The organism is Geobacillus sp. G4, assembly GCF_040327975.1.
Lineage (GTDB): Bacteria > Bacillota > Bacilli > Bacillales > Anoxybacillaceae > Geobacillus > Geobacillus thermoleovorans.
The window spans coordinates 187,894-199,786 of record NZ_JBEPJY010000004.1 but is presented as its reverse complement, the minus strand read 5'-3'; the positions used below and the strand labels follow the sequence as shown (position 1 = coordinate 199,786).

The following is an 11,893-nucleotide window of genomic DNA, read 5'->3' as shown; positions in this document are numbered from 1 at the left end:
GAAGATGGGAGGAACAAAGATGCGCTTGTTTTGGACGTTTTTTTGGACGTTTTTGCTCGTGCAAATGGCAACGTACGTCATGGGCTCGATGCAAGGGATCGGCTATGATTTCGCAACCGGCGCCTTGCTTGGCGTGATCGTGACGATCTTAGTCTTCGTGATTGCAGCCTTGATTCCGGACGAGCCGGCCGGGGATCACCATCATTGATCATTCGCTTCATAAGACAACGCCTTGGGGTGAAAGTCCCAAGGCGTTGTTTTTTGTCATCTTTAACCGAGAATCCTCCCACTTCAACACCTATATAGGGTAAGTGGAGGAGCATTCCATCCATATTGATCTGGGCTTGTGTTTTCCGCCCATGCTCAAACAATGCGACCAACCCCGGCAGACAAGAAGCACGTCTCTCCGCGTCGTCGGCGCCCCCTTCAGCTCGTTTACGCCGACGGACGAATGGCGATCTGCCCGTTGTCAACATCGACCGTGACGGTGCTGTAATCTTTCACCCGCCCAGCGATCAGCTCTTTCGCAAGCGGCGTTTCGATTTGCTTTTGCATAAACCGTTTGAGCGGGCGGGCGCCGTATACTGGGTCGAAGCCCGCTTCGGCGATGTATTGCTTCGCCGCTTCCGTCAGCACGAGTTCGATATGCCGATCGGCCAAACGGGCCGACAGCTCGCGGGCGAACTTTTCGACGATGCCTTTCACTTCATTCATCGACAATGGCTTAAATAAGACGATATCGTCGATCCGGTTTAAAAATTCTGGGCGGAAATGGGCGCGCAGTTGTTCGAACACTTGTTTGCGCGTTTCTTCATCGATGTCGCCATGTTTGTTTTCTAACAACAGCGGCGATCCGATGTTCGATGTCATAATGACGACCGTGTTTTTAAAGTCGACCGTCCGCCCTTGCGAATCGGTGAGCCGTCCGTCATCCAGCAGCTGCAGCAGGATGTTGAACACTTCCGGATGAGCTTTTTCGATTTCATCGAACAACAGAACGGAATACGGCTTGCGCCGCACTGCCTCGGTCAGCTGGCCGCCTTCCTCATAGCCGACATAGCCGGGCGGCGCTCCGATCAAGCGGGAGACGGCGTGTTTTTCCATATACTCGGACATGTCAAGACGGATGAGCTGCTCCTCACTGTCAAACAGCGCCTCGGCGAGCGCTTTGGCCAGTTCCGTTTTGCCGACGCCGGTCGGTCCGAGGAACAAAAACGATCCGATCGGGCGGTTCGGGTCTTTCATGCCGGCCCGCGCCCGCAAGACGGCGTCAGCGACAAGCTCGACCGCTTCGTCTTGACCGATGACCCGTCTATGCAGCAATTCATGAAGGCGAAGCAGCTTTTCCCTCTCTCCCTCGACGAGGCGGGTGAGCGGAATGCCAGTCCAGCGTGACACGATTTCGGCAATCTCTTCTTCCGTCACTTCCTCGCGCAGCAATTTCCCTTCACTTTGCTCACTGATTTCTTGCTCGAGCTGTTTGAGTTGCTTTTCCAACTGCGGAATGCGGCCATGGCGAAGCTCCGCCGCCTTGTTTAAATCATACTCGTTTTCCGCCTCTTCCAGTTCGCGTTTTGCCCGCTCGAGCGCCTCGCGCAAACGGCGGACGCGGTCAAGCGCCTCTTTTTCTTTTTGCCATTGCGCTTTCATGGCGTTCGCCTTTTCACGCAAATCGGCAAGTTCTTTTTGCAATGCCGCAAGCCGCTCGCGGCTCGCTTCATCCGTTTCTTTGCTTAAGGCCGCCTCTTCAATTTCAAGCTGCATGACGCGGCGCATCACTTCGTCCAGCTCCGACGGCATCGATTCCATTTCCGTCCGGATCGTCGCGCACGCTTCATCGACCAAATCGATCGCTTTGTCAGGCAAAAAGCGGTCAGAGATGTAACGGTCGGACAAAACGGCGGCCGCGACGAGCGCGCGATCGTGGATTTTCACTCCATGGTGCACTTCATACCGTTCTTTCAATCCGCGCAAAATCGAAATCGTGTCCTCGACACTCGGCTCTTGGACAAGCACTTGTTGGAAGCGGCGCTCGAGCGCCGGGTCTTTTTCGATGTATTGCCGGTACTCATCAAGCGTCGTCGCCCCGATGCAGCGCAACTCGCCGCGGGCAAGCATCGGCTTGAGCATATTGCCGGCGTCAATCGCCCCTTCCGCTCTGCCGGCGCCGACGATCGTATGCAGCTCGTCAATGAACAATATGATGCGGCCGTCGCTTTTTTTGATTTCGTTTAACACCGCTTTCAGCCGTTCTTCAAATTCACCGCGAAACTTTGCTCCGGCGACGAGCGCGCTCATATCAAGAGCGAAAATCGTTTTGTCTTTCAGCCCTTCCGGGACATCTTTGCGCACGATGCGTTGAGCGAGCCCTTCGACAATAGCGGTCTTCCCGACGCCCGGCTCGCCGATCAACACCGGGTTGTTTTTCGTCTTCCGCGACAAAATGCGGATGATGCGGCGAATTTCACTGTCGCGGCCGATGACCGGGTCGATTTTTCCCGCTTTCGCTTCCGCGACAAGGTCGCGCCCGTATTTTGCCAACGCTTCATAGGTTGCTTCCGGATGTGGACTCGTCACGCGTTGATTCCCCCTTACGTTTCTCACTGCCGCTAATAGTGCTTCCTTCGTCAGTCCAAACGACGCCAGCTGCCGAGCGACCGGCTCGGCGCCATGAGGCAACGCGAGCAGCACATGTTCGACCGATATGTACTCGTCTTGCATTCGCTTCGCTTCGTTTTCCGCCTCCTCAAGCAGCCGCGCTAAGGCGGGCGCAACATACAGCTGCCCGTCCGCCCCATGCACTTCAGGCTTTTGGCGAAGCTGGCTGCGAAGCCAGTCAGCGGCCTTTTCCTTGTCGGCGCCGGAAAGCTCCACGAGCCGCGGCGCCAGGCCGCCTTCTTGTTCGAGCAGCGCAATCAGGAGATGCTCGACATCAAGCTGTTGATGATGTCGTTCTTTGGCGAGCGACTGCGCCGCCATCAGCGCCTCTTGCAGTTTTTCCGTCAAACGGCTTGCGTCCATGCCGTTCCCTCCATTTGACCTTCTTTGACCATAAATCATTATAGCGGATCGCGAAGCACACGGCAAATCAAAAGCCACTCCATACTTGGAATGGCTTTTGTTGTGCTTCACGGTTTGCGCAAATACGTCCAATGCCGATTATGGTTCGACGTTTCCGGGAACGTATCGCCGGCTTTCAGTTTCAGCTTTTTCGGGTGTTTTACATTGTCGCCCGTTTCGCCGATTTCAATGTACACGCCGTTGTTCGGCGCTTTATCCCCTGGTTTGAAATGGCGCGGTTGGCCCATTTGTTTCATCCCCCTTGCTTCGATTGCATTTGTTAGCATTCCCGGTTTTGCCGCTGTTCATAAGAAGGGAAATGATGGGGCCGCCGCACACGGAGCGTCAAGCCTTCACAATAAAAACGTTTTTTCTCATGAAAATCCTTTTCCTTGCAAAGAACAAAAAAGGAACTCCCGAAACGGGAATTCCTTTTTCCTATAGGATCGACACTAAAATCGCTTTTTGGGCATGAAGCCGGTTGCCGGCCTGCTCAAATACGACCGAGTTCGGGCCGTCCATGACGCCGGCCGTCACTTCTTCGCCTCGATGGGCCGGCAGGCAATGCAAAAAGAGGTAATCGGGTTTGGCCGCTTTGGCGAGCTCTTCATTCACTTGGTACGGCTGGAACACTTGAAGCCGCTCGGCGCTTTCGCTTTCTTGGCCCATGCTCGTCCATACGTCCGTATAAATCGCATCCGCTCCGGCCACTGCCTCAAGCGGGTCGTGCGTCACAACAACTGTTGCTCCGGTTTTCTCGCCGATCTGGCGCGCTGCCTCGACGTATTCCTCCTTCGGCTCATAGCCTGGCGGACAGGCAATGAAAATATCCATTCCCACTTTGGCTGCGGCCGCAAGCAAGGCGTTGGCGACGTTGTTGCCGTCGCCGACATAGGCGAGTTTGACGCCTTGGAACGTTTTCTTCGCTTCGTAAATCGTCAGCAAATCCGCCAGCGCCTGGCACGGATGATCATCGTCCGTCAAGCCGTTGATGACCGGAACGGACGCATACTCGGCCAATTCCTCGACTTTTTGATGGGCAAACGTCCGAATCATCATGACATCGACGTATTGCGACAAGACGCGCGCCGTATCCGCAATCGTTTCACCGCGGCCAAGCTGCAAATCGTTGCCGTTTAAATACATCGCCTGGCCGCCAAGCTGGATCATGCCGACTTCAAACGACACGCGCGTGCGCGTTGAGGGCTTTTCAAAAATCATCGCCATTGTTTTGCCGGAAAGCGGCGCATACGGCACGCCGGCTTTTTGTTTCGCTTTTAAATCGGCTGCTAGCGCCAACAAGTCCATAATTTCGTCTGTTGAAAAATCGAGCAGCGTTAAAAAATCTCTCCCTTTTAATGACATCACTGCATTCATGCGATCACCGCCTGTTCTGCCTGTTTTTTCTTTTCCAACCAGCCGTGGATCGGCTGCACATCAAGATGATCCACATCGAGCGCCTGCAAGAAGAGCTTCAATGTCTCACGTTCCGTGAAGACGAGCAATTGTCGGGACAACGCAGTCATTCGTTTGTTTGCCTCGTCTTCCTCTTTGCCCAAGTTGATCACCGCGAGCGCCGTGTCGCGCTTCACCCAATGGGCAAACGGGACATCTGACACGATCACAAGCTGTTTCGCTTCGATTTCCGCGGCCAGCGTCTCATCGATGCCGCCAATCACATACATTTCATTGGCGTTTGCTTTCTTTCGCAAGTACGCGTAAAACGCTTTGTACGCCGCTTCTTCCTTCGTCGCGGCGATGCTGATGCCTTCGCCGGTCGATTTCATCTCTGGCCCAACCACCGGGTCAACCCCCGGCAGCTTATGGGTCGAAAAGACCGGATACTTTAACACGGCGTACGGCATGACCGCCAAGCCGCGCGCTTTTTCGTCCACGATGTCGACAAGCGATTTCCCAAGCAATAATTTTGTCGCAATTTGCGCCAGCGGCACGCCGGTCGTTTTGCTGACGATCGGCACCGTCCGGCTCGCGCGCGGGTTCACTTCCAGGACATATACATTGCCGTCCGCAATGACGTATTGAATGTTCATAATTCCTTTAAAGCCGAGTTTTTTCGCAATCCGGCCCGCATAGTCGATGATTTTCGCTTTTTCTTCGTCTGTGAGCGTCTGCGCCGGCAGCCAAGCATAGCTGTCACCGGAGTGGACGCCGGCTTTTTCGACGTGTTCAATGATGACCGGCAGCACGATGTCTGTTCCATCCGTCACGATGTCCGCTTCTGCCTCTTTCCCGTCCAAATACGCATCAATCAAAATCGGATAGGTCAACTCGCCTTGCTCGATCAAAGCAGCGAGCTGCGCCTCGCTATGGACGATAAACATGCCGCGGCCCCCGATGACATACGACGGACGAAGCAGCACCGGGCAGCCGATCTCAGCCGCTTTGGCGGCGAGCTCCTCGGCGTTGTTCGCCATCAAGCCCGGTACGTGCGGGATGTCAAGCTCCTCAAGCAACTGGTAAAAACGATCGCGGTCCTCGAGCTGGTCAATCATATCGTACGTGACGCCCAACAGCGGCACGCCGGCTTCTTCAAGCCCTTTGACCAAATTGATCGCCGTCTGTCCGCCAAATTGAACGATGACATGCTTGATTTGTTCCGCTTCGATAACATCGAGGACGCTCTCAAGCGTCAGCGGTTCAAAGTACAGACGGTCGGCGACGGCAAAGTCGGTGCTCACCGTTTCCGGATTGTTGTTGATCATCACCGTTTCATAGCCCTCTTTTTGCAAGGCGAACACGCTATGAACGGAGCTGTAGTCAAACTCAATGCCTTGGCCGATGCGGATCGGTCCGGCTCCAATGATCAGCACTTTCTCTTTGCCGCTCGGTTGTTTTCGCTCGTCTTCGCCGAAATAAGTCGAGTAGTAATAATCCGTTTCTGAATGAAATTCGGCCGCGCACGTGTCGACCATTTTGTATGACGGCACGATGCCAAGTTCCTTCCGCTTGTTGCGCACGTCAAGCTCCGTCACGCCCCACGTTTCAGCTAAAAAGGCGTCGCTACATCCTTTTTCTTTCAAGAAACGGAACGTTTGCTCCTCAATCGTGTCCAACGTTGCAGCCGCTGCCTGTTTTTCAAGGGCGACAAGCCGCTCGAACGAGCAAAGGAAAAAGCGGTCGATTTTCGTCCATTCGTGAATGGCTTCAACCGCCACCCCGCGGCGGAGCAGTTCCAAAATCGCGAAAAAGCGGCGGTCGTCTTTGTCGACAAGCAGCTGTTTCAGCTCATCATTCGTTTTCACCGAAAGCTCCGGCAACAACAGTCCGTTGTTTTTGCCTTCGAGCGACTGCACCGCTTTTTGAAACGCCCGCTCCATGTTGCGGTCGATCGCCATCACTTCCCCGGTCGCCTTCATTTGCGTGCCGAGTTTCCGATCCGCATGCGGAAACTTGTCAAACGGCAAGCGCGGAAACTTGACGACGACATAGTCCAAGGCCGGTTCAAAGCTGGCGTACGTCGTTTTCGTCACCGGGTTGACGAGTTCCGCAAGCGTATAGCCGACCGCGAGCTTCGCCGCAATGCGGGCGATCGGGTAGCCGGTCGCCTTGGACGCCAGCGCTGACGAGCGGCTGACACGCGGGTTGACTTCAATCAAGTAATATTGTTTGCTGTTCGGGTCAAGGGCGAACTGAATGTTGCAGCCGCCGATGATCCCTAAGGCGGAAATGATTTTCACTGCTGAAGAACGAAGCATTTGGTACTCTTCATCGGTCAACGTCTGCGACGGTGCAACGACGATCGAATCTCCTGTATGAATGCCGACCGGATCGACGTTTTCCATATTGCAAACGGTAATGCACGTATTCGATTGGTCGCGCATCACTTCGTATTCAATTTCTTTAAACCCGGCGACGCTTCGTTCGATTAAACATTGGCTGATCGGACTTTCGGCAAGCCCTTTTTCCACGAGAGCAAGAAACTGCTCCATGTTTTCTGCGATGCCGCCGCCCGTCCCGCCGAGCGTATACGCAGGACGAATAATGATCGGAAAACCGATTTGTTCGGCGAACGCGACCGCTTCCTCGACGCTTGTAACAATTTCGCTTTCCGGCACCGGTTCGCCAAGCTCGTGCATCAATGCGCGGAACGCTTCGCGGTCCTCCCCGCGCTTAATCGCTTCAATCGGTGTTCCGAGCAGTCTCACCCCATACTTTTCAAGCACGCCGGCTTCATGCAGCTGAAACGCCAAGTTGAGCCCTGTCTGGCCCCCGAATGTGGCGAGCAGCCCGTCCGGGCGTTCTTTGGCAATAATCGCTTCGACCGCCTCAACGGTGAGCGGTTCAAAATACACGGCATCGGCATGGACATCATCGGTCATGATCGTCGCCGGATTGTTGTTCACTAAAATAACGCGGTATCCTTCTTCCTTTAAGGCGATGCACGCCTGTGTGCCGGAATAATCAAACTCAGCGGCCTGGCCGATGACGATCGGCCCCGACCCGATCAGGAGAATCGATTGAAGCGAAGAATCTTTAGGCATAGACGTTCTCTCCCTTGAACACGGTTTGCAAAAATTCGTCGAAAATATAGCCGGTATCGTGCGGCCCCGGATGCGCCTCCGGATGGTATTGCACGGACAAAATCGGTTTATGGCGATGGACGATGCCCTCGACCGAACCGTCGTTGACGTTGATGAAACGAATGTCAAACGGTTTGCCCACCAAACTGCCTTCTTTGACGACATAACTATGGTTTTGCGATGTCATCATCACGTTTTGTTTCACCGCGTCCCACACCGGTTGATTGGCGCCGCGATGCCCGAAGCGGAGTTTTTCCGTATCCGCCCCGTACGCCAAGGCAACGAGCTGATGGCCAAGGCAAATCGCAAGCGTCGGATACCGGTCGATCAGCTGACGGATAGCGGGAAGCTGATGGCGTAACTGTTTCGGATCGCCCGGGCCGTTCGAGAGGACAAGCCCGTCCGGTTTCAGCGCGTCAATCGCTTCCGGCGCCGTATCATGCGGCACAACCGTCACCCGGCAGCCGCGCGCAAGAAGCGACTGCAAAATCGACTTTTTATAGCCGAAATCGATGAGCACCAAATGCGGCCCGGCTTCGCCGTATGTTTCGATCGTTTTCGTTGACACCGCGCGCACTAGAAACGCCGCTTCCTCATCAGCAACTGCTGGAATCGGCGACAAACTTAATTCCGCCATCATCGTCCCAGCGGTGCGGATTTCTTTCACAAGGGCGCGCGTGTCCACGTGCGTGAGAAGCGGAATGTTCCAATGCTGCAAGTATTCTGCCAAGCTGTATTTCGCCCCGTAATGAAATCCTGTGCCGCTCGCTTCGTAGACGACGACCGCTTCGACGTGCGGCCGCTTGCTTTCAAAATCGTCTTCATTAATGCCATAATTGCCGATCAGCGGGTACGTAAAAACGATGATTTGGTTTTTATACGACGGGTCGGTCAACACTTCTTGATAACCGGTCATGCCGGTGAAAAAAACGATCTCCCCGCTCACCTTTTCTTCAAGCGGAGCGGCGAGCTCGCCGCTGAACGTTTTTCCGCTCGCCACATGCAAGTACGCTTTCATTGGCGCCACCTCATCGTTTGAGTTTTTATAACCGTTCAAGAATTTTTATGCATGAACAGGAATAAAAATTAAGCCATCGGCCGTCCGTTTACAAGACAGCTGAGGCGTTGGCGTTGTTCAACACGTTTGTTAAAATGTCCACCGCTTCATCGATTTCTGCTTTCGTCACCACAAGCGGCGGCAGCAGGCGGATCACCTTCGGCCCCGCCGAGAGGACAAGCAAGCCGTTTTCATGAATCAATGGCAACAGCGGCGCGACGTCCGTTTGGCACTCGACCCCGACAAGCAGCCCGAGCCCGCGCACGTCCTTGACGATGTCAAGCGGGGCGAGCGCGTCATGGAGGCGCTCAAGCAAATAGCGGCCTTTCTCCTGCACTTCTTGCAAAAATACCGGATCGAACACCACTTCTAACGTCGCCTTGGCAGCGGCCATCGCGATCGGGTTGCCGCCAAACGTCGACCCGTGCACGCCAGGCCCAAACGACTCTTTCAAAAACGCTTTGCCGATCATCGCACCAACCGGAATGCCGCTTCCAAGTCCTTTCGCCACGGTGATGATGTCGGGCTCCACGCCGAAATGCTGGTAAGCAAACGGCTTTCCGGTCCGGCCGATGCCGGTTTGCACTTCGTCGATGATCAGAAGCGCCCCGTGCTGTTGACACAGCTCCGACGCTATTTGCAAAAACGCCGGATCCACCGGGCGGACGCCGCCTTCCCCTTGGACGACCTCAAGCATCACCGCGGCCACTTCTTCGTTCATTGCCTGCTTGAGAGCGTCGACATCATTCAGCGGCAAGTGAATGAATTCCGGAAGCAGCGGACCAAAACCGCTATGCACTTTCTCCTGCCCGGTCGCCGCCATCGTCGCAAACGTCCGGCCGTGAAACGATTGGGAAAACGTGATCACTTTGTGTCGTCCGGTATGTTTGCGCGCCAGCTTCAGCGCCGCTTCGTTCGCCTCGGCTCCGCTATTGCAGAAAAAGACGCAGTCGCCGGCGCTGTGGGCGACAAGCAAGGACGCGACCTCTTCTTGAATGGGAATCGTAAACAAGTTCGATACGTGCCAATATTGATTCAGCTGCTTTTCAATCGCCTTTTGGACGTGCGGATGGCGATGGCCGAGATTGCAGACGGCAATGCCGGAGACAAAGTCGAGATATTGTTTTCCGTTTACATCGGTCACAACCGTCCCTTCCGCGGCTTGGACGGCGATCTTCCAACGGTTGTATGTCGGAAACAGCGCGCTCATAAATATACCCCCACTTCTTTGCGAATCGTTGTGCCGTGCCATGTTCCGTTCTGGTAAAACGTCGTTTTGCCGCTGACGATCATCACCTCGGGCAGCGCATCGGACAGGGCGGACAGCGCCGCTTTCACTTTCGGAATCATCCCGCCCGTGATGACGCCGTCTTCGATCAGTCGTTCAATCGTTTCCGCCGTCGCCTCGGCCACGAGCGCGCCGTCTCGCAAAATGCCGGGCACGTTCGTCACAAACGCGAGCTGGCTGGCGCCGATAGCGGCCGCGACCGCCCCAGCCGCCGTGTCGGCGTTAATGTTGTATGTTTGCCCGTTTTGATCGATGCCAAGCGGCGAAACGACCGGAATGTAGCCCGCCTCAAGCAGCGTGCGCAAAAGACGGGAGCGAACCGTTTTCACACGGCCGACATAGCCGAGTTTGGCCAAGTCGATCGGTTCTGCTTCAAGCAACCCCCCGTCCACACCGGAAACGCCGACCGCCGGCAAGCCGTTCTGCCTGAGCATCGCCACAAGCTGTTTGTTCACTTTGCCGGAGAGCACCATTTCCACAACGGCAAGCACCTCTTTCGTCGTTTTCCGCAAGCCGTTGACAAACTCGCTCGGCACCGCCAGTTTTTTCAACATTTGCCCGATTTCCGGCCCGCCACCGTGGACGATGACGACATCCATCCCTTGTTCCCGCATCATGTTCACGCTGGCAAAAAAGGCGGGAGACAGCTCATCGAGCACGCTGCCGCCGCATTTGATGACGACCGTTTTCCCCATCTTTCTCTCTCCTTACGTCCGATAGCTGGCGTTGATTTTCACATAATCGTACGTCAAGTCGCAGCCCCACGCGACGCCGAAGCCATCGCCCAAGTGCAAATCCACCTCAATGACGACCGTCTCTTGTTGCAAATACGCCGTCGCTTCTTCTTCCGAGAACGGCTGCGGCTCGCTTCCTTTCAGCATCACAATCGGCCCGATCGCGACATCAACATTGTCCGGATCAACGTCAGCGTCCGCATAGCCGATCGCGCCGATGATCCGCCCCCAGTTGGCATCCGCGCCGTAAACGGCCGTTTTCACTAAGTTGGAGCCAACGATTTGCTTCGCGACTTTTTTCGCCTCATCGTCCGTTTTCGCGCCGCGCACGCGCACTTCAATGAGCTTCGTCGCCCCCTCGCCATCTCTGGCGATTTGCTTCGCCAAGTCTTCGCACGTTTTCCGCAGCGCTTCGTAAAAGTGTTCCCAATCCGGATGATTCGGCGTCAGCTCGTCATTTCCGGCAAGACCGCTTGCCATCACCACAACCATGTCATTCGTCGACGTATCGCCATCGACGGTAATTTGATTGAACGATACATCGGTAATCGACCGGAGCGCATCATGCAGCACCGCCGAAGAGATGTTGGCATCGGTCGTAATGAACGCGAGCATCGTCGCCATGTTCGGATGGATCATCCCCGATCCTTTCGCCGCCCCGCCGACGGTGACTGTTTTCCCATCGACGGTCGTTTGGTAACAGGCGCGCTTCATCACCGTATCCGTCGTTAAAATCGCCGTTTGAAACGCCTCAGCATCCGCCATCGTCGCCCCTGGAACAAGCTTTTCGATGCCCGCGCGAATTTTTTCCATCGGCAAATATTCCCCGATCACGCCCGTTGAAGCGACGGCCACATGGTGCAGCGCCAGGCCAAACTGTTTCGCGCACAGCTCGCGCATTTCATAGGCGTCGCGAAGCCCCTGCTCGCCGGTGCAGGCGTTCGCGCATGCGCTGTTGACGATGACCGCCTGCAATTTTTGTTCTACAGCGAGGCTCGCCTGCGTCACTTTGAGCGGCGCCGCCTGGAAATGGCTTTGCGTATACACCGCCGCCGCCGATGCTGGCACGTCGCATACAATAACCCCTAAATCTTTTTTCGAATAGCGCAGCCCGGCGTGCACCCCAGCCGCTTGAAATCCTTTCGGCGTGACGACCGTTCCATCGGCGACCGCCGTTACTTGCGCCGTTTGTTTCGTTGTGGTCATGTTCGTT

The 11,893-nt window shown here is 55.4% G+C and carries 9 protein-coding genes; 1 reads left to right on the top strand and 8 read right to left on the bottom strand.

Annotated features, from left to right (window positions below):
- The first annotated feature begins 19 nt into the window (after nt 1–19).
- Nucleotides 20–208, top strand: coding sequence for a YjzD family protein (locus ABS784_RS07045; RefSeq protein ID WP_025039308.1), 189 nt, complete (start codon nt 20–22; stop codon nt 206–208).
- Nucleotides 209–435: 227 nt separating this feature from the next.
- Here the strand turns inward: ABS784_RS07045 and clpB are convergent, their stop codons facing one another.
- The 8 genes from clpB to argJ form a co-directional block, all read right to left on the bottom strand.
- Nucleotides 436–3,021: an ATP-dependent chaperone ClpB gene (gene clpB, locus ABS784_RS07040; RefSeq protein ID WP_020279632.1), complete on the bottom strand. Its 2,586-nt coding sequence runs from the start codon at nt 3,019–3,021 to the stop codon at nt 436–438.
- A gap of 107 nt (nt 3,022–3,128) precedes the next feature.
- On the bottom strand, nt 3,129–3,308 hold the full coding sequence (locus ABS784_RS07035; protein WP_011230299.1) for a YjzC family protein: 180 nt from the start codon (nt 3,306–3,308) through the stop codon (nt 3,129–3,131).
- Nucleotides 3,309–3,498: 190 nt separating this feature from the next.
- On the bottom strand, nt 3,499–4,437 hold the full coding sequence (argF, locus tag ABS784_RS07030) for an ornithine carbamoyltransferase (protein WP_013146083.1): 939 nt from the start codon (nt 4,435–4,437) through the stop codon (nt 3,499–3,501).
- Nucleotides 4,434–7,562 (bottom strand): carbamoyl-phosphate synthase (glutamine-hydrolyzing) large subunit, encoded by a 3,129-nt coding sequence (locus tag ABS784_RS07025; RefSeq protein ID WP_352511918.1) that lies wholly within the window; start codon nt 7,560–7,562, stop codon nt 4,434–4,436. The genes argF and ABS784_RS07025 overlap by 4 nt, the downstream gene beginning before the upstream one ends.
- The gene (locus tag ABS784_RS07020) at nt 7,555–8,619 is read right to left on the bottom strand and encodes a carbamoyl phosphate synthase small subunit (protein WP_352511916.1); all 1,065 of its coding nucleotides are present in this window, start codon (nt 8,617–8,619) and stop codon (nt 7,555–7,557) included. Before ABS784_RS07020 ends, ABS784_RS07025 begins: the two co-directional genes overlap by 8 nt.
- Nucleotides 8,620–8,707: 88 nt before the next feature.
- The gene (locus tag ABS784_RS07015; protein WP_013146086.1) at nt 8,708–9,868 is read right to left on the bottom strand and encodes an acetylornithine transaminase; all 1,161 of its coding nucleotides are present in this window, start codon (nt 9,866–9,868) and stop codon (nt 8,708–8,710) included.
- A complete protein-coding gene (gene argB / locus ABS784_RS07010) occupies nt 9,865–10,641 on the bottom strand; it encodes an acetylglutamate kinase (RefSeq protein WP_352511914.1) in 777 nt (258 codons plus the stop codon). The genes ABS784_RS07015 and argB overlap by 4 nt, the downstream gene beginning before the upstream one ends.
- 12 nt (nt 10,642–10,653) lie before the next feature.
- On the bottom strand, nt 10,654–11,886 hold the full coding sequence (gene argJ, locus ABS784_RS07005; RefSeq protein WP_352511912.1) for a bifunctional ornithine acetyltransferase/N-acetylglutamate synthase: 1,233 nt from the start codon (nt 11,884–11,886) through the stop codon (nt 10,654–10,656).
- Nucleotides 11,887–11,893 lie beyond the last annotated feature (7 nt).

What these genes read in the sequence shown, in the direction of transcription:
- ABS784_RS07045 (WP_025039308.1), top strand. Translation starts at nt 20, where the DNA reads ATGCGCTTGTTTTGGACGTTTTTTTGGACGTTTTTGCTCGTGCAAATG.
- clpB (WP_020279632.1), bottom strand. Translation starts at nt 3,021, where the DNA reads ATGGACGCAAGCCGTTTGACGGAAAAACTGCAAGAGGCGCTGATGGCG.
- ABS784_RS07035 (WP_011230299.1), bottom strand. Translation starts at nt 3,308, where the DNA reads ATGGGCCAACCGCGCCATTTCAAACCAGGGGATAAAGCGCCGAACAAC.
- argF (WP_013146083.1), bottom strand. Translation starts at nt 4,437, where the DNA reads ATGAATGCAGTGATGTCATTAAAAGGGAGAGATTTTTTAACGCTGCTC.
- ABS784_RS07025 (WP_352511918.1), bottom strand. Translation starts at nt 7,562, where the DNA reads ATGCCTAAAGATTCTTCGCTTCAATCGATTCTCCTGATCGGGTCGGGG.
- ABS784_RS07020 (WP_352511916.1), bottom strand. Translation starts at nt 8,619, where the DNA reads ATGAAAGCGTACTTGCATGTGGCGAGCGGAAAAACGTTCAGCGGCGAG.
- ABS784_RS07015 (WP_013146086.1), bottom strand. Translation starts at nt 9,868, where the DNA reads ATGAGCGCGCTGTTTCCGACATACAACCGTTGGAAGATCGCCGTCCAA.
- argB (WP_352511914.1), bottom strand. Translation starts at nt 10,641, where the DNA reads ATGGGGAAAACGGTCGTCATCAAATGCGGCGGCAGCGTGCTCGATGAG.
- argJ (WP_352511912.1), bottom strand. Translation starts at nt 11,886, where the DNA reads ATGACCACAACGAAACAAACGGCGCAAGTAACGGCGGTCGCCGATGGA.